Consider the following 18,997-nt stretch of genomic DNA (forward strand, 5'->3'; position numbering starts at 1 on the left):
TCTTAAAAGCATGAATCCCTTTTAAAGGTGTTACGAAAATCACATTTCCTTGTGATTTAGTTCACTTCGATCCCCTCTTTAACTGAATATGATGAAAGTGTAATAAGTCAAACAAGGAGGGGAATTCGCATGAGAGAGGCACAGGAAATCACCCCAAAAAATAAAGAAAATGACAAGTCACTGAAAGGAACATTCGCATCAGTACTGGTTGTAGCAGCTATTATCGTCGTCATGTGGGCTGGTGTGTTCCTGATTTATATGGATCGCGTCTAAGGAGGGAGTAACATGCATCGTCTTGAGGAGATTTGGCTCGGTTTAAGTGCAGGTGTTTTAGTCTTATTCATGGTTATTGTCGGTTATCAGGCGTTCGCACTGGGAATGGGGCCGCCAAGTCATAAGGAAACCATTGATCCGCAAAAAGTTGACCAGACAGAACCGTTTGATAAGCCCGGCGTATATGAAACAGGCGAAAATGAATATGAAGTTGTCATGACACTTCAAGCATTTGGATTTACCCCGAATGATATTGAAGTGCCTGCTGGGGCAGAGGTGACATTTACTATGACGTCCAAGGATGTGAGCCACGGTTTTCAAGTTGCCGGAACAAATATCAACGCCATGGTTATGCCAGGGCACATTCAGGAAATCACACACACGTTTGAAGAGCCCGGCAATTATCTGGTGTTATGCAATGAGTATTGTGGCAGTGGGCATCAGCTAATGTCAACGGAAATTACGGTGAAGTAAAGGAGTGATTACATGGCAAAACCACTGAAGGATATTATTCGTGATGACCCGAAAAAAACGCTCGGGGTTACCCCTGAAGATGCTAAAATTTCGAAAGCTTATTTATCAGTTGCCTTTATAACATTGCTTGTCGGCGGACTTTTAGGATTAGTACAGGGTCTTGAACGAGCGGGATTACTAGAGCTGCCGGCCTGGCTGAACTATTATCAGGTCCTGACCGCGCATGGTATTTTACTAATCCTTATCTTCACGGCTGCATTCTCGATTGGTTATTTATATGCAGGGTTTTCCCACACAATAGGTGGATTACTTCCTAAAGTAAGAAAAATGGCTTGGGCAGGATTTAGTCTGATTCTAGTAGGTGTTGCACTAGTAGTTGCAACGATTCTAATGAATGAAGCATCTGTGTTGTATACGTTTTATCCGCCATTGGCTGCATCACCTGTGTTTTATATCGGACTGGTGTTTGTTGTACTTGGCATCTGGTCGTGTGCGTTGGGTGTATTCATCAACTATCATCACTGGCGGAAAAATCATAGGGGTGAAGTCACTCCGTTGTTTGCCTTCTTTACAATGGGGGTGTTTATTCTCTGGTTTTTCGGGAGTCTCGGTGTAACGATTGAAGTGCTGACACTTATTCCATGGTCAATGGGATGGAAAGAGACGATTAATGTCATGGTCAGCCGGACATTGTTCTGGAGTTTTGGTCACACATTAGTTAACGTCTGGTACATCATTGCAACGTCAGCATGGTATGTCACTATACCGAAGATTATCGGCGGCAAAATTTTCAGCGATAAATTAGCGCGGGTGGTCGTTATCATGCTTGTTATCCTGAATATTCCGGGTGGCTTTCACCACCAGATTATTGACCCGGGAATCTCTGAGACGGTTAAATTCCTGCATGTATTTATGAGTGTTTCGATTGCGTTTCCATCATTGATGACGGCGTTCGCGATGTTTGCGGTATTTGAACGCGCAGGCCGCAAAAAAGGTGGTAAAGGGTTGTTTGGCTGGTTCACGAAGTTGCCGTGGGGCGATGTCCGCTTCCTGGCACCGATGGTCGCGATGATTGCCTTCATCCCTGGTGGTGCAGGTGGACTGATTAACACAAGCAACCAGATGAACCAGGTGATTCATAATACAATGTGGGTTGTCGGCCATTTTCATATAACAGTTGGTGTAACGGCTGTACTGACATTCTTCGGGATTTGTTATTGGCTCGTCCCATATATATCGAAGCGTCAATTGACACCCCAAATGAATAAATTGGGAATTATCCAGACGATCGTATGGACGGTTGGCATGATTTTGATGTCAGGTTCACAGCATATGGTCGGTCTGTTAGGCGATCCACGACGTACTTCTTATACAACATACGGTGATCATGAGACGGCTCTCGGCTGGATACCGTACGAATATGTGATGGCATTCGGGGCAACATTGCTTTTATTAGGTATTATCATTCAAGTTTATGCCGTATTCAACATGATGTTTTTGGCGACAAAAGGCGAATCGGAATTCCCGATCGGTGAAGTGGAAATTAACGCAGAGAACACCCCGTTGTGGACCGAGCGCTGGAGTCTCTGGATTATACTGCTGCTGATGGTTGTTGCTATGGCTTACGTGGTTCCAATTGTCGATTTCGTTGTCAACGCGCCCCCAGGTTCACCACCTATTAAAACGTGGTGAAACAGAGGCTATAGGAGATGAGGGACTAAGAAAAGGTGCCTCTGACCTCGGCCCTGCAATTTTAAGGGAAGTGATCTCGATGGGCGAAAATAAACGAAATACAATAGCTGTTATGGCCGTATTGCTGTTTGGCTTTGCGTTGTTTTATGCCGGCACAGATGGGTTCCGGGCATTTACTGCGGAAAGTGCACGGACTTATGACATTAACCAGAGCCAGCCCGCGTTTCCTGATGTGACATTGGAGGACAGTAAAGAACGGACATACACATTTGATGAATTTGCTGAGGGGAAGTATGTGTTTGTCACATTTATGTACACGAACTGCACGACGGTATGTCCACAGCTTGAGATGAACATGGCACAGGTTTATGAACAAATTCCGAATGACTACATTGGCGAGGATATTGTATTTTTAAGCATCAGCTTTGATCCCGAACATGATGATCCGGAAACATTGTCCAAGTACAGGACTTATTTTGGCAGTAATGGTGAAACATGGCGAATGGCAAGAATTCATGATAAAGAAGAATTGAATACAGTTCTGGATAAGCTTGGTGTTATCGTTATCCCGGATGGCAATGGTGATTTTACGCATAACAGCGCATTTTATTTAATTGGGAAGTCCGGGCATTTGCTGGAAATGATGGATTTTACTTTAATTGATGAGGCAGCAGACGAAGTGAACAGGCTGCTTGAAAGCGAAGAGGGTGCATAGGCGATGAAACAGGCATTCTACGGATTATTATTATTTAGCTTCCTGGCGCTTCCTCCGGTTGCTGCCGTTATGGAATCGATCATGATTGTCCATATGCATATGCAGATGACCCTGTTAGTGCTATCAGGCTTTTTAATGGGGCGTTTTTTCCAGCTGAAATTCCCGGTCTTTTTCAAAAAATGGAACATGAATGGCATTGCCGGAATCCTGTTATTCATGATTATCTGGAGCTTTTGGATGATTCCAAGGTCGATGGACGACGCGCTGACTATTCAGGTCGTTGAACTATTTAAGTTTAGCAGCCTTCCGTTTCTCGCTGGGGTTGCGTTGCGGGACAGCTGGCACAAAATTGGGGCTCGCGGGCAATACATTGTGTTCGGGTTCTTCATTCTGGTATTCTCATTCATGGCATGGATTTATATTGGTGCTGACAATCAAATTTGCAACAATTATCTGCTGGTCGAACAACAAACGGTCGGATGGGGGTCGTTGTTCTTTGGAGTCATCTTGTCGTTTTACGTCCTGCAAGTACTGTTCATCGATCAATCGCAATATGAATAGATATGAACGAAAAGCCTGCACAACCGGTGCTGCGCAGACTTTTTAAGCATTTGCTGACATATTCTGATCATTTACATCTGGATCAAGTGGGTTAGTCGAGCTGACTCCATTATTGGTATTCAGAAAGTCTCCCGTGTTAAAAGACCCTGAACCGGAACTTGTTTTTGACGTGCTTTTTGGTGACAGATAAAATGAATCCCCAAAGTTTATGACGCCACCATCGACGCTATTGATTTTAATGGGTCCGACAATTGATGGCATGAAAACACCTTCTTAGGATAATGGTTACGATAGTTTATGATGGTTTTTCGTTTGTGTGTGGATTAACCGCTTAGATACTTGCGCGTGTGTTTCAATCGTGCTTCACTGTCCACCTGATTAATGCTGCCAACCTGGAAAATGGCAGACTGGGTGACGCCGATTATATTCAAACGATTTACTTGAATGGTACCACGGTGTTGAATGGTCATTTTTTGCACAGGTGGTCCCGGCGGGGGCCAGTTTGCCTTTTGTTGAAATAGCTCATATTCGTTGAAATCAGCACCATGATCTTCCTGAAAGGACGCCCCTTCTTTTTGGACAGCAATCCCTTTGGAACGTGGTCGGGCCAGCTTTGTGTCACCTATGTTGAAAATGGCACTGTACGTTAACCCATTCAGTCTGATTTTTTCGGTATGCACGGTCCTTTTTTCCATCATGATGACCTCATCCTGATAAGGGTACAATTGTCCCGATAGCTGTTGCTTCAGGTGGCGTGTCGTAAAAAGACGACATGACAAACGAATCATTATCACCAACTAAAAAGACGGATGACGCGGTAACTGTTCCGACCTCAACATTGGCAACGCACAACTCCCAATTATGGACTTCCATATTCACTGTTCTGATCATTCCCTTCCATGAATTTGTTTAATGAATGGTGAATTTCATGTTTGATTTGTTCACGAATATGACTTTTCAACTGCTTTTCGTTAAATTCCTGTCTGCTTTGTCTAGCCTCTGCTTCATAATGTGCAATCCTTTCTGGCAATTGTTTTGCCATATCCTCCAGAAGGAGACCTGAGTCGATACGCTCCATTGGAACCTGATTTTGGATTGCGAGGTCTCGAATCAGCTCCACGCCATTTTCTCTTAAATAAGCATTCAAATCCGGCAATAACTGCTGTTTAATCGTAGAATGGCCGGCATCCGGCGTTGAAAAATCTTCTATGTTGTTCAGATCATCCGGTGACAGACCGATATGCAATGTGCCATCAAGGTTTTCAATTTTCAGTTGGTCGAAGTGATATTCAACTTTTTCGACTGTTTGCTTATTGTGCTGGTAGGTATTATTTTCAAGTTGCTGTATTCGTGTTTCCAGTGATCGGATGAATCGGTCCTGTTCATCGATACGCTGGTAAAGGCTATAAATATATTGATTCCAGCCATTCATATAAGCGCCCTCCTTATGACTAGGCAAAGACCTATAGACAGCATATGCGCAGGGACTCTGATTGTGAATTCAATCAGGCTGCTGAAGCCGGATGATGGTATATTCCCCGGCAGGTTCAGCAGGATCAGCTGCTTCGGTGTAACCACCGGTGTTATGAATATCTGATTGTGCCTGAATATGTCCAGTACTGCCTATTTGAAAAACAGAGGAGTTTGTTATGGCACCTATTTTGACGAAATGTATGGAAATCGATTGATGTATGATAAAATTCATACGCCACACCCCATTACTATGTTATATTTTGGTCTAATTTGTCTTTGTCGGTCACATATGTGGTGGATTGCCCAAGCCTGATGCGTATTCCGTCACCCGTGATGAAAGAACCGCCGCCAGCATAGGTTTTTGCAGTGCTTTCCGGGCTCATGGAGTAGACGTCACCGATATTAAAAACACTTGAGTTCCCAACATTATTCACTTTTACAGCACCTACTTTTGCTGGCATCGTAACGTCCTCCTTCTCTGTAGTTTATGAATGAAAATGAATTTGTGAAACCCGGGAGGAAATCGGATGGCAGGTATCGAATAGGATGACAGATAACCGAACGAATGGATGATGGAAATGGTCATGAATACTGCGGAGCCTTTACAAAAATCTGAACGCATGATGTGGGTGGATGCAACCAGAGGATTTGCGATTTTGGGAATCTTCGTCGTCAATATTGGTGCATTCGCAGCACCATATTTTTTATATGGTGGGGGACAAGAAGCCTGGCCTCTGGCAATTGATCAATTCACAGAAGCGTTGATTGATATATTCTTTCAGGCGAGTTTTTATACATTATTCTCCATTCTTTTTGGCTTTGGACTTCAGATGTTAAAGGAACGCCTGATTATAAAAAATATTGCTGTCAGGCCATTTTTATTCCGCCGGCTTGTCATATTAATAGTGTTTGGAGTGATCCACGCGTTTTTGATCTGGCATGGTGATATTTTACTGTCGTATGGTGTTATCGGGCTGTTCTTCATGGCATTTATTTACCGGAGCAACAAAATGATTCTGATTTGGTCGGTGTTTATGCTCAGTATTAGCGTGTTTCTCTATACAGTTATGCTATATAATCTCAGGACCTTTCTTGGCGGTGCCCACACATCGGGAATTCATATGGCGGAAAAGCATTATGCAAGTGATGATCTGTCTGTCATTTTGGGGCAGAACTTGAATGACTGGCTCTATTCTAATAGTTTCGTCTCTTATTTGCTTCTGGCGACGACGTTATTGCCTCTGTTCTTATTTGGGATGTACACAGCACGGAAGCGATGGCTGCATAATCCCCATGAACACAGGCGTAAGCTCTGTATCGGTTGGGTGTTAAGTTTGATTGTGTTCTTTGCTCTTAAGATGGGCCCGTATCTGTACGGTAATCCAGTATGGTTTTCCTGCGTGCAGGATAATATTGGTGGCACAGCTTCTGCATTGTTTTACTTATTTTCCATAACACTTCTTGCCCGTAGTCCGTTCGGCCAAAAATTGCTGAAGCCGTTCAGCTATGTCGGGCGTATGTCGCTGAGTAACTATATCCTGCAATCATTCATCTGTTTTGTGCTGTTTTATGGTGTCGGGTTCGGCCTGTATGGATTGATCAGACCGATTGAGGCAATGGGGATTGTTGTAATAGTGTACACGATGCAGATTTTCGTTAGTAAATGGTGGTTGGCCAGATACCGATTCGGACCGCTTGAGTGGGTCTGGAGAAGCCTTACGTATAAAGAACGGCAGCCATTGCGGGAAAGGAAATAACCTGATGGGATGTTTAACGGATAGAAAAGGAACGTCAACTTGAAGGCAAAACTTCATCTTAGGAAAAAGGATTTCTTTCGGTGTGATAGCAGTAACTTCCGCCCGAAAGTCAGCCTTCTCAACTGTTCAATAAATTTTCAAATGATTTTCCTGATCGGACATGTTAAGATAGGGATTATGATAATGAGTAAAAGTATGTTTCAAGGAGGAACGATAAAAAATGAATACACATTTACATGTGACCTCATGGGTTCTGGCATTTATCCTTTTTATTGTCGTCATTGCGCTGAATAAATCAGGCAAAGCAAAAGGCGCCAAAATAATGCAAATGATTCTTCGCTTGGATTATTTATTGATTCTGTATTCAGGCGGAACATTGCTTGCGGCCTATTTTAACGGTCCGCAAATGGGAGAAGCTATTTTCAAAGGGCTTGCCGGGATTTGGGCGATTTTTGCAATGGAAATGATCAGTCTGAAATCGGGGCGTGAGGAACCAACAAAAAGCTGGTGGATTCAGCTCGTCATCGCCGTTTTGCTGACGCTGATTTTAGGATTCGGACGGCTCGGCTTCGGATTTTTGCCATAGAATATGTGAAACAAGAGGCTGGGACAAAACTCAACTTTTTAAATATTAGAAACGAATGATCATTTATTATTTTAGATTAAAGTCAGGATGTGTTAACCATCGCTCCGGAAAAATACTTGGTGCTCGTCGTGTTGTAAGATGTTGCGGGGAAGTAGCACTCCTTGCAACCAGCAGTTTACTCGGCAGAAGTTTTGCTCGTCGCTTTTCGGGGGCGGCTGATGAGCTCAGGCCAACAGGACGTTGGTCACAAAGGAGTTGCGATTGTCGTCGCGATTTTAGCCTTTGAACCTAAATGGCGCGTTCCGGGGTCCCCTCCAGGTCTCCGCTCACCCAGGATTTTCTGTATTTTTCCTCCGCTAGTTGAAAAGCCTATCACTCTATAATAAAAATCCGAACAGATTATAAATATGTTACATCATTGTTCGGATTTTTATTTTGATGCTATGATTTTGCCCCAGCCCCTTGTTTTTGGCCCAAGGGGTTAGACTTCATCTGAAAATTAGTTTGCCAACGTTTCAAGAACATCATCGATTGTTCTTTTAGATGCAATCAGGCCTTTGTTGGTCCATGGGCTTGGATCATTGATAACATAGACCCTGTCGTTTTGCGCTGCTGGTGTGCCTTGCCAGACGGAACTGTTCTGGAGCGTCTCCAGTCCCTGTTCATTTTCCTGGCCCAGCAGAAATACATGGTCAGCTTGTAATTCAGAGAGTTTTTCAAGGGAGATCGGATTCCACTGTTGGCCTGCTTCTCCAAGTTCCTTGACCAATTCAGGTTGACTGATCCCCAGTTCAGAATAAAGAACTTCTGCGCTATGACGGTTTTTTTCAAATAAGAAAAACTGGTCACCTTTTGCCCAGATCATGGCAACTGTTTCGTCGCCGATAGCCTGATGGAGTGTTTCTTTTGCGTCCGCAACTTTCTTGTCATATTGGTTGAGCACTTCTTCGGCCTTGGCTTCTTTATCAAGCATTTTACCGAACGTTTCGATTTGTTGACGCCAGTTATTGGTTGTCTCCTCGGACATCACGTAGGTTGTGGCAATTTTTTGATAGTCTTCATAAGAGCCTTCATAACTATCAATGGCATTTTCCAGAATAACTAAATCTGGCTCATGTTCCAGAACTTGTTCCAGTGGGAGGTTCCATTCAATTTTCGGGACATCTTTCAGCTGGTCGGCCAGATAATCTTGAACCGTTTCGCCGATTGCCCATTTAGCTACTGGTGTAACGCCCAGTGCAAGCAATGCATCTTCATGATATGGCGCGATAATACGCTCAGCGTCACCGGGAATCGTAACTTTCCCCATTTTACTGTCCAGTGTTACGTCGGATGTCTGATCCCCTTCATCACCAGTGGTTGAATCCTCATCCGAACCATTGCCACCGCACGCGGTCAGCAAAACGGTCAAAGCTACCAAAAAAGCCATGATCACGTTATAAGATTTGCCCATTTTGTTCATATGTAAAACTCCTCTATGTTATAATGAAGTTCCTAATGGTAATGATAATCATTTTCAATTAATATGTCAATTTGTTTTTAAAATATTGCAGAGTCTTTTATTTGCCATTATACTTTTGTATGGATTAATTTGTTTTTTTACAGGAGCCAATTATGTTATCCACTATTCAGCATTCCAGGATTTTTAAAACAGCAATCATTATGTCAGCGATCATTGCGCTGGTCGTTTCGATAGGTTTCTCGGTTGCTTTTGGGGCTGCTGATATTCATCTGTCAACGGTTTGGGAAGCAATTGTTCATTTCAATGAAGACTTGACATCCCACCAGGTGATCCAGGAGCTGCGGCTGCCAAGAGCGGTTGCTGCGGCATTAGTCGGCGCTTTTTTGGCGGTATCGGGAGCTGTTATGCAGGGTATGACCCGCAATCCACTGGCATCGCCGTCTATTATGGGGGTTACACATGGTGCCGCATTCGCCCTTGTTATCACCATGGCATTTTTTCCAGCGGCTTCGAATTCAGCTATGACGTTCACGTCGTTTGCCGGTGCCGGTACTGCCGTTGTACTGGTTTTTATGGTCGGTTCGTTTTCGAAAAGCGGATTAACACCGGTAAAGCTTGCCCTGGCCGGTGTTGCCATTGGAACATTGTTAACGTCGGTTACGTCGGTTATTGCACTCTATTTTCAACTGGAAAAGCAGCTGGGATTTTGGAAGGCCGGTGGATTAGCGGGTGCAGATTGGCAGGCCAACAAGGTTTTATTAATCTCAGGTGCTATCGGACTGTTTATTGCGTTGATGATTGCTAAATCGATTACTGTCCTTAATCTGGGTGAAGATGTGGCAGCAGGACTTGGACAAAATAACGTCCTGTTAAAAATTCTTGGCATTCTAACTGTGCTTATATTGACCGGAGCTGCCGTGTCGGTAGCAGGTTCAATCGGGTTTCTCGGTCTCATTATTCCACATATCACACGGTTTATGATGGGAACCGATTATCGCTGGATCATTCCTGTATCGGCATTGTTTGGAGCACTGCTGCTCGTGTTGTCTGATATTGTTTCAAGACTGATCAATGCGCCGTTTGAAACCCCTGTGGGTGCTATCACTTCTTTAATTGGCATCCCGTTCTTTCTTTATCTTGCACGCGGTAAAAACGGGGGTGGTCAATCATGAAACAGAACCAAAGACAGAAAACAGGACGGTTTGCGGCTGTCACCGTTTCGTTAATCGTGCTAATTGTGGTCATGTTCTTTATTACACTGGGGGCAGGTGTTGTTTCCATATCACCTGCTGAAGTCATTCATACTCTTCTGGGGCAGGGGACAGACAGACAGGATCTGGTACTGTTTGATTTCCGGCTACCGCGGATTATACTGGCGCTTTTAATCGGTGCCGGTCTTGCGGTTTCCGGTGCCATTTTGCAGAGTGTGACACAAAATGAGCTGGCGGAACCGGGCATTTTAGGTATTAATACTGGGGCAGGATTTGCTGTCGTCCTGTTTATATTCTTTATTCAGGATTCGCTTACTGGCACATTATCCGTATTTATCATGCCCTTATTTGCGTTATTAGGAGCATTACTTGCCGCATTTCTTGTTTATTCCCTGGCATGGAAAAATGGGGTGAACCCAATCAGACTCGTTCTGGTGGGGATTGGCATCAATGCCGGTTTCAGTGCAGCATTGATCATCCTCCAACTAAAAATGGACCCCCAGAATTTCCGGCAGGCAACGGTCTGGCTGTCGGGCGATATTTGGAATGCCGGCTGGCCGTTTGTCATGTCGTTATTGCCATGGATACTCATACTTATCCCGATTGCACTTGTGAAAGCAAATGCGCTGAATGTGTTGAATCTGGGCGATGATATTGCAGCAGGACTTGGTTCAAAGGTTGAAGGCGATCGCCTTATCCTGTTATTGGTTGCAGTTGCACTGGCTGGGGCAAGTGTGGCTGCTGGCGGTGCCATAGCCTTTCTGGGACTGGTTGTACCGCATCTGGCTCGGAAAATTATCGGCCCGTTAAGCCATTATACCATTCCAGTTTCAGCGCTGATTGGTGCTCTACTTTTGATGGCTGCCGATATGGTCGGGAAAAATTTATTGGCACCAATGGAAATACCGGTCGGAGTCGTTGTTTCGATTCTGAGCGCTCCATATTTTATCTATTTACTCATCAAAGTGAACTAACCCAAATGGGAGGGGACATTCATGTCAACGGAAGTTTATGATGTCACGATTATTGGAGGCGGTCCGGCTGGATTATTTACAGCCTTCTACAGTGGCATGCGTGAGATGAAAACGAAAATAGTCGAATATTTACCGTTTTTAGGTGGTAAAGTGCCATACTTTTACCCTGAGAAAGCGATTCGGGATGTTGGTGGGATTCCGTCCATATCCGGCGAAAAATTTACCGCTGAGCTGATTGAACAGGCCATGACATTTAACCCGGCTGTCGTTCTAGGCGAACAATGCAGTAAAATGGAAAAATCAGCGGACGGGAGCTGTTTTATTCTGACAAGTGACAATGGTGCCAAACACTATACCCGGACGGTTATCATCGCGACAGGCTTTGGGTCAATTAAACCGGTCAAACTGGATTTGCCTGATGCCGGTCCATTTGAGGGGGACAGTTTGCACTATACTATAAATCGCTTGGAAAATTACCGCGGGAAACGTGTTGTCGTCTCTGGTGGCGGCAATACGGCTGTTGATTGGGCAAATGAATTGGGGTCAATTGCTGAACAGGTAACTTTGGTATATCGCAAAACAACTTTTCCAAGTATTGAAAGTAATGTCACGACATTGCGGAATTCTTCCATTGTTGTTAAAACGCCCTATACGATTGATCGGTTGAACGGAAAAGCAGGTTCTATTTCGAGTCTCCGGCTGAAAAATCTGCAGACAGATGAAACAGAAGACGTCACAACTGACGCCTTAATTGTGAACCATGGATTTGAAATTGATATTGGGGCGATTGCTGACTGGGGCATGAACATGGAAGGCGGCACGATTTCGGTTGATGACAAAATGGAAACAACGATCCCCGGTATTTTTGCCGTTGGTGATATTGCCGGATATACGCACAAATTACAATTAATTGCGGGTGGATTTAATGAAGGCCCGATTGCCGTCAACAGTGCCAAAAAACATATTTACCCGGATCAGCAATTGGACCATTTGTTCTCAACGGATACTAACCTGTTTTCTTAGGGAGCATAGACAAAAGTATTTTATTACAGTGTAACCCGATTTTAGTTTGGTGCATCTAACCTGCTGCGGAAATATACTTCGCTTAAGTAGTGGATTGACTGTTTTACTTCTGTCCAATTCTCCTGGTTATCACAGTGTGTCAGTGGACGGGCTTCGTCTGAGCGGTTATTTTCACAAGCGTCGTAAATATGAATGATTTTCGACAATCCAGCCGTTTGTATTGACTATGAACATGAATCGTCAATAATGGAACTACATCACATTACACATTTGAAGGAGTACGCGTATGAAACGCCTTATATTACGAGCTCTGGCGGTTGTTCTTTTGCTGTCGTTTTGTTTTGTCAATTACGCTGTGGCAGCAGAGGAGGAGTCCGGGTCGGTACAAAGCGAAATCTTCTATCATATTTTGGTGGATCGTTTTAACAATGGCGACAGCTCCTTGGACGAGCAGATTGACCTTGAGGACCCGCTTACCTATCATGGCGGTGATTTACAAGGCATTACAGAAAAGCTTGATGACTTAAAAGATTTGGGTTATACGACGCTTGTCCTATCGCCAATTATGGAAAATTCCCCTAATGGGTATCATGGCTATTGGATCGAGGATTTTTATCAAGTGGATGACCAATTCGGAACGTTGGAAGATTTGCGGAAGCTGGTGAATGAAGCGCACGATCGCAACATGAAAATCGTATTGGAGTTTGTTACAAATTATGTTTCCGAAAACCATCCCATCACAGAGAATCCGGATAAACGTGACTGGCTTGCTGAAGAAAGTAACAGACAATCTTTCCGGTGGCAGGATAAAACGGCTGTACTGGACCAGTCCAACCCGGAGGTGCAAAGCTTTTTAACTGATGTGGCGGATTATTGGATGGAGGAAGCTAATATTGATGGATATCAATTTCATGCTGCAGACCAGGGCAATCAAGCATTTTTTGATGATTTGACAGCACATATCCACGATAAGGATCCGAATTTTTATTTGCTAGGCAACATTTTGGATGACGCTTATAACGGCAATCTTACCGAAAATACAGCTATACAAGCAGTGGAAAACCATGCATTGTATGAGCCGATGACGGATGTGTTCGCCAACGCTGGTACCCCAATTGCACCGATTTATGAAACGTGGCAGCGTACGGGAGAGCAGGCCGGCTTAAACTATCTGGATAATCCGTATACCATACGATTCACGCAAAAATTCCAGGAGAATGGACGCAATATCGTAACAGCGTGGAAATTGGCACTGACTTATTTATATACAGCCCCCGGAGCGCCGATGGTTTATCAGGGGTCAGAAATTCCAATGGGCGGCGCAGGTTTTCCTGAAAGCCAGCAGTTAGTGAAGTGGAACAATGCAGATGGAGACTTGCAGAAGTTCACAGAGCGGATTGGTGCGCTCCGATCGGAATTTCCGGCATTGCAGCATGGCGATTATGAAATGCTGGATTCCAGTGGCGCGATGAACTTATTCAAGCGGTCATATGAAGGAGAAACAGTTTATATTGCGATTAATAATGATACCCAATCGCAAGCCATATCACTTGAAGGTATTGAATCTGACAAACAGCTGAAAGGATTGCTCGGTGATAACCTTGTAAGGGAAAATGATCAAGGAGAATTCCGGATTGGTTTGCCGCGCGAGACTGCTGAAGTTTATGTTATCGAGGATAATGCCGGTCTGAACTGGCTTATCATTGTTCCGATTGTAGTGATTTTTATTCTATTTGTCGCAGGTATTATCTATCTGTCCAGACAACAAAAAAAGCGGGAAGCTGACGCATAATGCTCAGCCTCCCGCTTTTTTTATGCAATTTCATGAGCTGAGATGGCGCCTTGTCGGTGTAAATAATGATAAATTTTCCGGTAGTCATTTATGTTAATATCGTCCGTGATGTATTTCTGCTGATAAAAGTCCAGCAATGCATTCATTGATTCCGGCGGCCGATTTCGTTCCGTTTCAAAAATTGTAATTAATTCAAAAATACTCACCCGAATCCTCCTTTATGATTCCCGGTTTAGGTTGTCTTATCGGAAATATATGCAAAAGGTAATAGAAACATGATAGGTGATATGTTATCTGGAAAAAGGTCTTCTTTTTCAGTATAGAAAGATTGATAACAGGTAAAAGCGGAAGAATCGGCAGAAGAGCGTGAGAATCAGCAGAAGAGCGTAAGAATCAGCAGAAGGGCGGAAGAATCGGCAGAAGAGCGTGAGAATCAGCAGAAGGGCGGAAGAATCGGCAGAAGAGCGTGAGAATCAGCAGAAGAGCGTAAGAATCAGCAGAAGGGCGGAAGAATCGGCAGAAGAGCGTGAGAATCAGCAGAAGGGCGGAAGAATCGGCAGAAAAGCGGAAGAATCGGCAGAAGAGCGTGAGAATCAGCAGAAGGGCGGAAGAATCGGCAGAAGAGCGTGAGAATCAGCAGAAGGGCGAAAGAATCGGCAGAAGAGTGGAAGAATCGCGCGAGAAGATGGGAGATATCACCCTGGTTTCGGAGTCCACGTTGGGGAAGGTTCCATTAATATTGGCGGTTATCCGAATAAATACCTTCTTTTATGAAAAACTACTTCCTGAAGGAGGTGTGGCGGATGAATAACTCTCTCCCTACTAACCAGGACTTAGGGCAATCAAATTCTGACATTCCATCCATGTCACTATCTTCATCGCTTAACGAAAATCTTGATGTTTTAAAAAAGACGTTTGATGGCTGTGACGACATCGTCTTTAACGAGGTATCATTCGTCGATAAATCCGTATGCCTGGTTTATATCGCTGAATTAATCAGCAATCAAACGATATTCGAAATTGAAAAGGGTCTTGCATCATCTTTAGAGTCGTATACGCAAAACGGGCCACAACCGTCTTTTACCTCGCTAGTTTATCGCTGTTTTCCATTCCGGCGTGATAAGGACTCAAAAAACATACGAGGTGTCATCAAAAGGATCATGGCAGGTAAAGTCGCTCTCTTAGTTGATGATACAGACGATGCACTTTTATTTGATACGAACAATCCATCTGAAGTAAACGTTCCTGAGTCTGATACGGAACGGACTGTCCGGGGGCCTAATAAAGGGTTTGTTGAGACCATTGATACCAATCTGCGGTTCATCCGACAAAAAATACAGACACCTTCGCTAAAGGTCAATTATTTAACGCTTGGCGAACAATCAAATACAAAAGTCAGTGTAGTGTTTATGGAAGGAATTGCTGATAAAGAGATCGTTGCAGAAGTTCACCGTCGTCTGTCCCGTATCGACATTGATGGGGTGCTTGACAGTCATTATATTGAATCGATGATTAAGGATTCACCGTGGTCGCCGTTTCCGACGTTATTCAGTACAGAGCGTGCAGACCGTGTCTGTGGCGGACTTTTGGATGGGAAAGTGGCAATTCTGACCGATGGCAGCCCTTCTGCTTTAACAGCTCCCACTATGTTTGTTGAATTCCTTCATTCAAGTGAAGACTATTACGATAGCTCACTGGTTGCAAGTATTATTCGCTGGGTACGTTTTTTAGGATTGTTTGTTACTTTAATACTTCCGGCTTTTTTTGTTGGTATAACGACATTTCATCAGGACTTATTACAGACGCCTTTCTTAATGCGCATCGCAGCCTCCCGGGAAGCTTTGCCGTATCCAGTCATGGTTGAAGGTTTTTTTATGCTGTTGACCTATGAATTATTGCGCGAAGCAGGGTTACGAATGCCAAAGAAGCTTGGGGGAGCCATCGTCACCATTTTGGGGCTGGTGCTGATTGGACAATCCGCTGTACAGGCAGGGCTTGTCGGTTCCATGATGGCTATTGTGGTATCGGTAACCGCATTGACCTCCTTTATTTTGCCGAATTACGAATTTCACCAGGTGATACGTTTTGGTACGATTCCCTTCCTTTTATTGGCTGGCGTGTTCGGCTTTATGGGCATATTGGTCGCTCTGATGTTTGTATTAGCCCACCTTATTAGCTTACGTTCCTTTGGTGTCCCATATTTTTCACCTGTTTCCCCTGGACGGAAGGAAGGCTGGAAGGACGTATTTATACGGGCGCCATGGTGGGCCATGGACACCCGTGCACCTGGACTGGGCGTTGACAATATCGACCGGGTTGGAGCAAAGAATAGGGTTCATACTCCTGCAGAAGAAAAGGTGGATCAAGATGGAAAAAAATAAGCTGTTCACATGGGCACGTCCAATTTTGCTGACGGGAATGCTTGCTGGACTGCTCTGACAGGCTGCTGGAATGCAGTGGAAATCAATGATCTATCCACAGTCGATGTCATCGGGATTGATGTGAACAACGCCGGAAAGGTTGAAGTAACCGCCGTTATAACCAGACCGTATACACTTTTTCCAGATACCGCTGTGGAAGGTCAGGGGCAGAACAAATTTCTGGCTGAAACAGTAACAGGTGAAAGTATATTGGAGGCATTCGGTAAAATATCAGGTTCTATACCGGAAAAAATTTATTATGGCCATACAAGTCTCGTCGTATTTGGTGAACAGGCAGCACGTGAAGGGATCTCAGCCTCACTGGACTTTATCAAACGGGAAAATGATTTCAGACCGAACATCCAATTAATGGTCACACGCGGCTCTGCAAAACAGTTTGTTAAAACGACCCCTCAGTTTAATATCTCCCTTGGGCTGGAAATGAATGATTTATTAATTTCCAATCGATATGCGGCTACAGGCATGGTAAACGATGTCAGTCAGTTTATGGAGGCATTTTCAAGCGAGACCGCTGATCCCTATACCGGCGTCGTCAATTCCGCGAAAGAAGACGGAATCGATGTGGACAAAGGTGAAAAACAAAAGACCGAACAACCAAACGCGGGAAATCGTCAAAATCAGCAACAACAAAATGTACCTAATGCAATGAGTCTGGGAGGTGCCGCCGCTTTTAAGGGCGGACAGTTAAAAGGTATTTTAAATGAACAAGAGACACGTGGATTAATGGCGATTGAGGGCAAACTTCAAAATCAGATATTTGTTTTAAACTGTGGTAAGAATCAGGGAACGGCCACTATAACGATAACCGATGTTAATTCAAAATTATCTCCACTGGCAGCAGGGGGCGCTCCCAAAATGGCGATCGACATTCAGGTTGAGGGTGATATTGGGCAACTGACCTGTTCTAATTTAAACATGAACTCCCAGCAAGTGGAGCGTTTTAATCAGCAGCTTGAGGATTTGATCAAACGGGATGTATCTACTGTTCTAGAAAAGGTCAAAAATGAGTGGCAAACAGATATATTCAAGTTCGGTGAGGAATTTTACCGTAAGTATCCTGAAGAATGGAAGCAAATGGCGCCGCAATGGCGAAATGGCCTGCTGAAAAAAATGAAGATCGATTTAACGGTTTCGGCAAGTCTATCACGGTATGGAGAGATAAAAGATCCTGCCAAACCGAATAAGTGAGGGAAGATATGACTATTTTAATGATTTTACTGTTGTTCATTTTAATGGCTCTAACAACGGGATGGCATGTCCGGTTTGCATGGAAACGGAAAAAGCATAACTTATTATTTATCCAAATTGGGATTATCAGTTTAGCGTTTTTGTTAGGGATCCTGACGATTTATAATGTTTCGGAACTTTCCATATCCAGTGTATTCAATACCATAAGTCCGGTGGATAAATAACAGGGGGTACAACCTATGATTGAAAAAGGCCGAATAAGCAATATTCAAGCTGCTATGCTGGCGATTACATCCTTAACAATTATTGGACACTTAATTTTGCTAACGGTTGTCATTGAGCAAAGTCGTCAGGATGCTTGGCTTGCGGCGATTGGCGGTGCCATCCTGGGGCTGATTGGGATTATGGCACTGGTGAAACTATCGCAGCACTTCCCGGGTCTGACACTGATTGAAATTCTGTTTCAGCATTTTGCATGGCCGGGAAAAATCATCGGTGTCCTTTATCTGGTTTACTTTTTTTTGATGGCTTCCCTGGGGGTACGATTGTTTGCTGAAGCCTATAAGCTCATTTTGGACGAAACACCTATGTGGGCACTTGTCACAATCATATTGTTGTTAACTGTCTATATCGTGTATCTTGGCCTGGAAACTATGGGAAGACTTAACCAAATCATGTTAATTGTTCTGGTCGTTGTGGCCGTTTCAGTGGTTTTTTTGACAATGGGGGAAAACAAAGATTATACCAATCTGCTCCCAATTATGGGGGATGGGATGCTTCCGGTCACAATCGGATCGCTGTCGGTTATGGCCTGGTTCGGTGAATTTGTGATTATGGGCATGATTCTTCCTTATGTGCAAAATCCACAAAAACTTGGAAAAACAGGGATAGGAGTGGCCAGCGTTACCTTGATTTTTTTCTCGGCCCGGTTATTGGTCCTGTTGCTCTATTTGGGGCTGAACAGGCAGCCGCAATGGCATTCCCGACGTTTACAGAAGTCCGGTATATCGAAGCGGGGGAGGTTATTAACCGGTTTGATGCGATTGCCATTATTCTTTGGACGGTTGGGCTCATGATTCACATATCACTGTTTCTTTACGGATTAAGCTTAGGATTGGCTCAGGCTTTCCGGCTCGATACATACCGCCCGTTGGTGATTCCGTTAGCCTGGCTGACTGGCTTCGGCGCTATTCTATTTGCCGTTAATTACGCAGAATTAAATGAATTTTTCTTTGAATCCTATGTTCCTCTTAATATTTTGATGGGTGCCATCATTCCAGTGGGTCTCATAGTGGCATTGATTGTTTTTCGCCGCAATAAAAAACACAAGAGAGAATAAATGTTTTGTGGAACGAGTTGTGCCCAGAGCATTACA

At 44.1% G+C, this 18,997-nt stretch carries 24 protein-coding genes and 1 pseudogene; 17 read left to right on the plus strand and 8 right to left on the minus strand.

The window, feature by feature from the left end:
- Positions 1 to 129: 129 nt before the first annotated feature.
- The 5 genes from E4U82_RS06245 (at position 130) to E4U82_RS06265 (ending at position 3,715) form a co-directional block, all read left to right on the plus strand.
- Positions 130 to 273, plus strand: coding sequence for a cytochrome c oxidase subunit 2A (locus E4U82_RS06245; protein ID WP_135109222.1), 144 nt, complete (start codon positions 130 to 132; stop codon positions 271 to 273).
- 12 nt (positions 274 to 285) lie between these two features.
- On the plus strand, positions 286 to 747 hold the full coding sequence (locus E4U82_RS06250) for a cytochrome c oxidase subunit II (protein ID WP_135109224.1): 462 nt from the start codon (positions 286 to 288) through the stop codon (positions 745 to 747).
- A 12-nt stretch (positions 748 to 759) separates the two neighbouring features.
- Complete coding sequence (locus E4U82_RS06255) at positions 760 to 2,439, plus strand: cbb3-type cytochrome c oxidase subunit I (protein ID WP_135109225.1); 1,680 nt, start codon at positions 760 to 762, stop codon at positions 2,437 to 2,439.
- A 79-nt stretch (positions 2,440 to 2,518) separates the two neighbouring features.
- Entirely contained in the window at positions 2,519 to 3,154 is a 636-nt protein-coding gene (locus E4U82_RS06260; protein ID WP_135109227.1) for an SCO family protein, read from the plus strand.
- A 3-nt stretch (positions 3,155 to 3,157) separates the two neighbouring features.
- A complete protein-coding gene (locus E4U82_RS06265; RefSeq protein WP_135109229.1) occupies positions 3,158 to 3,715 on the plus strand; it encodes a hypothetical protein in 558 nt (185 codons plus the stop codon).
- A gap of 42 nt (positions 3,716 to 3,757) precedes the next feature.
- Here the strand turns inward: E4U82_RS06265 and E4U82_RS06270 are convergent, their stop codons facing one another.
- The 6 genes from E4U82_RS06270 to E4U82_RS06295 all read right to left on the minus strand — a co-directional run bounded on the left by E4U82_RS06270 (position 3,758) and on the right by E4U82_RS06295 (position 5,649).
- The gene (locus E4U82_RS06270) at positions 3,758 to 3,976 is read right to left on the minus strand and encodes a spore germination protein (RefSeq protein WP_135109231.1); all 219 of its coding nucleotides are present in this window, start codon (positions 3,974 to 3,976) and stop codon (positions 3,758 to 3,760) included.
- Between the two features lie 62 nt (positions 3,977 to 4,038).
- Positions 4,039 to 4,413: a spore germination protein GerPE gene (locus E4U82_RS06275; RefSeq protein WP_167751341.1), complete on the minus strand. Its 375-nt coding sequence runs from the start codon at positions 4,411 to 4,413 to the stop codon at positions 4,039 to 4,041.
- A gap of 7 nt (positions 4,414 to 4,420) precedes the next feature.
- Entirely contained in the window at positions 4,421 to 4,588 is a 168-nt protein-coding gene (locus E4U82_RS06280) for a spore gernimation protein GerPD (RefSeq protein ID WP_342447721.1), read from the minus strand.
- Complete coding sequence (gerPC, locus tag E4U82_RS06285; protein ID WP_135109234.1) at positions 4,575 to 5,147, minus strand: spore germination protein GerPC; 573 nt, start codon at positions 5,145 to 5,147, stop codon at positions 4,575 to 4,577. Before gerPC ends, E4U82_RS06280 begins: the two co-directional genes overlap by 14 nt.
- 69 nt (positions 5,148 to 5,216) lie before the next feature.
- Positions 5,217 to 5,420 (minus strand): spore germination protein GerPB, encoded by a 204-nt coding sequence (locus tag E4U82_RS06290; protein ID WP_135109236.1) that lies wholly within the window; start codon positions 5,418 to 5,420, stop codon positions 5,217 to 5,219.
- Positions 5,421 to 5,436: 16 nt separating this feature from the next.
- Complete coding sequence (locus tag E4U82_RS06295) at positions 5,437 to 5,649, minus strand: spore germination protein (protein ID WP_135109238.1); 213 nt, start codon at positions 5,647 to 5,649, stop codon at positions 5,437 to 5,439.
- 117 nt (positions 5,650 to 5,766) lie between these two features.
- Between E4U82_RS06295 and E4U82_RS06300 the strand changes: the two genes are divergently transcribed.
- On the plus strand, positions 5,767 to 6,945 hold the full coding sequence (locus tag E4U82_RS06300; protein ID WP_342447720.1) for a DUF418 domain-containing protein: 1,179 nt from the start codon (positions 5,767 to 5,769) through the stop codon (positions 6,943 to 6,945).
- A gap of 220 nt (positions 6,946 to 7,165) precedes the next feature.
- Positions 7,166 to 7,531 carry a YisL family protein gene (locus E4U82_RS06305; RefSeq protein WP_135109240.1) on the plus strand — a complete coding sequence of 122 codons (366 nt, stop codon included), beginning with the start codon at positions 7,166 to 7,168 and terminating at the stop codon, positions 7,529 to 7,531.
- A gap of 499 nt (positions 7,532 to 8,030) precedes the next feature.
- Here the strand turns inward: E4U82_RS06305 and E4U82_RS06310 are convergent, their stop codons facing one another.
- Positions 8,031 to 8,993 (minus strand): iron-hydroxamate ABC transporter substrate-binding protein, encoded by a 963-nt coding sequence (locus E4U82_RS06310; protein ID WP_135109242.1) that lies wholly within the window; start codon positions 8,991 to 8,993, stop codon positions 8,031 to 8,033.
- Positions 8,994 to 9,145: 152 nt separating this feature from the next.
- On the opposite strand from E4U82_RS06310, the gene E4U82_RS06315 reads away from it, so the two are divergent.
- The 4 genes from E4U82_RS06315 (at position 9,146) to E4U82_RS06330 (ending at position 13,993) form a co-directional block, all read left to right on the plus strand.
- Entirely contained in the window at positions 9,146 to 10,165 is a 1,020-nt protein-coding gene (locus E4U82_RS06315) for a FecCD family ABC transporter permease (RefSeq protein WP_135109244.1), read from the plus strand.
- Entirely contained in the window at positions 10,162 to 11,178 is a 1,017-nt protein-coding gene (locus E4U82_RS06320; RefSeq protein WP_135109245.1) for a FecCD family ABC transporter permease, read from the plus strand. The genes E4U82_RS06315 and E4U82_RS06320 overlap by 4 nt, the downstream gene beginning before the upstream one ends.
- Before the next feature lie 21 nt (positions 11,179 to 11,199).
- Positions 11,200 to 12,201 carry an NAD(P)/FAD-dependent oxidoreductase gene (locus E4U82_RS06325; protein WP_135109247.1) on the plus strand — a complete coding sequence of 334 codons (1,002 nt, stop codon included), beginning with the start codon at positions 11,200 to 11,202 and terminating at the stop codon, positions 12,199 to 12,201.
- 286 nt (positions 12,202 to 12,487) lie between these two features.
- Positions 12,488 to 13,993, plus strand: coding sequence for an alpha-amylase family glycosyl hydrolase (locus E4U82_RS06330; RefSeq protein WP_135109249.1), 1,506 nt, complete (start codon positions 12,488 to 12,490; stop codon positions 13,991 to 13,993).
- Between the two features lie 20 nt (positions 13,994 to 14,013).
- Here E4U82_RS06330 and yppF read toward each other — a convergent pair whose 3' ends face one another.
- Positions 14,014 to 14,199: a YppF family protein gene (yppF, locus tag E4U82_RS06335; protein WP_135109251.1), complete on the minus strand. Its 186-nt coding sequence runs from the start codon at positions 14,197 to 14,199 to the stop codon at positions 14,014 to 14,016.
- Positions 14,200 to 14,419: 220 nt separating this feature from the next.
- Here yppF and E4U82_RS06340 point away from each other — a divergent pair, with 220 nt between their 5' ends.
- The 6 genes and pseudogenes from E4U82_RS06340 (at position 14,420) to E4U82_RS06365 (ending at position 18,961) form a co-directional block, all read left to right on the plus strand.
- Positions 14,420 to 14,623 (plus strand): hypothetical protein, encoded by a 204-nt coding sequence (locus E4U82_RS06340; protein ID WP_135109252.1) that lies wholly within the window; start codon positions 14,420 to 14,422, stop codon positions 14,621 to 14,623.
- On the plus strand, positions 14,580 to 14,804 hold the full coding sequence (locus E4U82_RS06345) for a hypothetical protein (protein ID WP_135109254.1): 225 nt from the start codon (positions 14,580 to 14,582) through the stop codon (positions 14,802 to 14,804). The genes E4U82_RS06340 and E4U82_RS06345 overlap by 44 nt, the downstream gene beginning before the upstream one ends.
- A complete protein-coding gene (locus tag E4U82_RS06350; protein ID WP_167751342.1) occupies positions 14,797 to 16,374 on the plus strand; it encodes a spore germination protein in 1,578 nt (525 codons plus the stop codon). Before E4U82_RS06345 ends, E4U82_RS06350 begins: the two co-directional genes overlap by 8 nt.
- Positions 16,375 to 16,383: 9 nt before the next feature.
- Complete coding sequence (locus E4U82_RS06355; protein WP_135109258.1) at positions 16,384 to 17,622, plus strand: Ger(x)C family spore germination protein; 1,239 nt, start codon at positions 16,384 to 16,386, stop codon at positions 17,620 to 17,622.
- Between the two features lie 8 nt (positions 17,623 to 17,630).
- Positions 17,631 to 17,846 carry a hypothetical protein gene (locus E4U82_RS06360; RefSeq protein ID WP_135109260.1) on the plus strand — a complete coding sequence of 72 codons (216 nt, stop codon included), beginning with the start codon at positions 17,631 to 17,633 and terminating at the stop codon, positions 17,844 to 17,846.
- Between the two features lie 54 nt (positions 17,847 to 17,900).
- Positions 17,901 to 18,961, plus strand: a pseudogene (locus E4U82_RS06365) (GerAB/ArcD/ProY family transporter).
- Positions 18,962 to 18,997 lie beyond the last annotated feature (36 nt).

The organism is Lentibacillus salicampi (assembly GCF_004565465.1).
In the GTDB taxonomy this organism is placed as follows: Bacteria; Bacillota; Bacilli; order Bacillales; family Amphibacillaceae; genus Lentibacillus; species Lentibacillus salicampi.

Excerpts from the sequence above, each read along its gene's own strand:
- E4U82_RS06245 (WP_135109222.1), top strand. The coding sequence starts at position 130 with ATGAGAGAGGCACAGGAAATCACCCCAAAAAATAAAGAAAATGACAAG.
- E4U82_RS06250 (WP_135109224.1), top strand. The coding sequence starts at position 286 with ATGCATCGTCTTGAGGAGATTTGGCTCGGTTTAAGTGCAGGTGTTTTA.
- E4U82_RS06255 (WP_135109225.1), top strand. The coding sequence starts at position 760 with ATGGCAAAACCACTGAAGGATATTATTCGTGATGACCCGAAAAAAACG.
- E4U82_RS06260 (WP_135109227.1), top strand. The coding sequence starts at position 2,519 with ATGGGCGAAAATAAACGAAATACAATAGCTGTTATGGCCGTATTGCTG.
- E4U82_RS06265 (WP_135109229.1), top strand. The coding sequence starts at position 3,158 with ATGAAACAGGCATTCTACGGATTATTATTATTTAGCTTCCTGGCGCTT.
- E4U82_RS06270 (WP_135109231.1), bottom strand. The coding sequence starts at position 3,976 with ATGCCATCAATTGTCGGACCCATTAAAATCAATAGCGTCGATGGTGGC.
- E4U82_RS06275 (WP_167751341.1), bottom strand. The coding sequence starts at position 4,413 with ATGATGGAAAAAAGGACCGTGCATACCGAAAAAATCAGACTGAATGGG.
- E4U82_RS06280 (WP_342447721.1), bottom strand. The coding sequence starts at position 4,588 with ATGGAAGTCCATAATTGGGAGTTGTGCGTTGCCAATGTTGAGGTCGGA.
- gerPC (WP_135109234.1), bottom strand. The coding sequence starts at position 5,147 with ATGAATGGCTGGAATCAATATATTTATAGCCTTTACCAGCGTATCGAT.
- E4U82_RS06290 (WP_135109236.1), bottom strand. The coding sequence starts at position 5,420 with ATGAATTTTATCATACATCAATCGATTTCCATACATTTCGTCAAAATA.
- E4U82_RS06295 (WP_135109238.1), bottom strand. The coding sequence starts at position 5,649 with ATGCCAGCAAAAGTAGGTGCTGTAAAAGTGAATAATGTTGGGAACTCA.
- E4U82_RS06300 (WP_342447720.1), top strand. The coding sequence starts at position 5,767 with ATGGTCATGAATACTGCGGAGCCTTTACAAAAATCTGAACGCATGATG.
- E4U82_RS06305 (WP_135109240.1), top strand. The coding sequence starts at position 7,166 with ATGAATACACATTTACATGTGACCTCATGGGTTCTGGCATTTATCCTT.
- E4U82_RS06310 (WP_135109242.1), bottom strand. The coding sequence starts at position 8,993 with ATGAACAAAATGGGCAAATCTTATAACGTGATCATGGCTTTTTTGGTA.
- E4U82_RS06315 (WP_135109244.1), top strand. The coding sequence starts at position 9,146 with ATGTTATCCACTATTCAGCATTCCAGGATTTTTAAAACAGCAATCATT.
- E4U82_RS06320 (WP_135109245.1), top strand. The coding sequence starts at position 10,162 with ATGAAACAGAACCAAAGACAGAAAACAGGACGGTTTGCGGCTGTCACC.
- E4U82_RS06325 (WP_135109247.1), top strand. The coding sequence starts at position 11,200 with ATGTCAACGGAAGTTTATGATGTCACGATTATTGGAGGCGGTCCGGCT.
- E4U82_RS06330 (WP_135109249.1), top strand. The coding sequence starts at position 12,488 with ATGAAACGCCTTATATTACGAGCTCTGGCGGTTGTTCTTTTGCTGTCG.
- E4U82_RS06350 (WP_167751342.1), top strand. The coding sequence starts at position 14,797 with ATGAATAACTCTCTCCCTACTAACCAGGACTTAGGGCAATCAAATTCT.
- E4U82_RS06355 (WP_135109258.1), top strand. The coding sequence starts at position 16,384 with ATGGGCACGTCCAATTTTGCTGACGGGAATGCTTGCTGGACTGCTCTG.
- E4U82_RS06360 (WP_135109260.1), top strand. The coding sequence starts at position 17,631 with ATGACTATTTTAATGATTTTACTGTTGTTCATTTTAATGGCTCTAACA.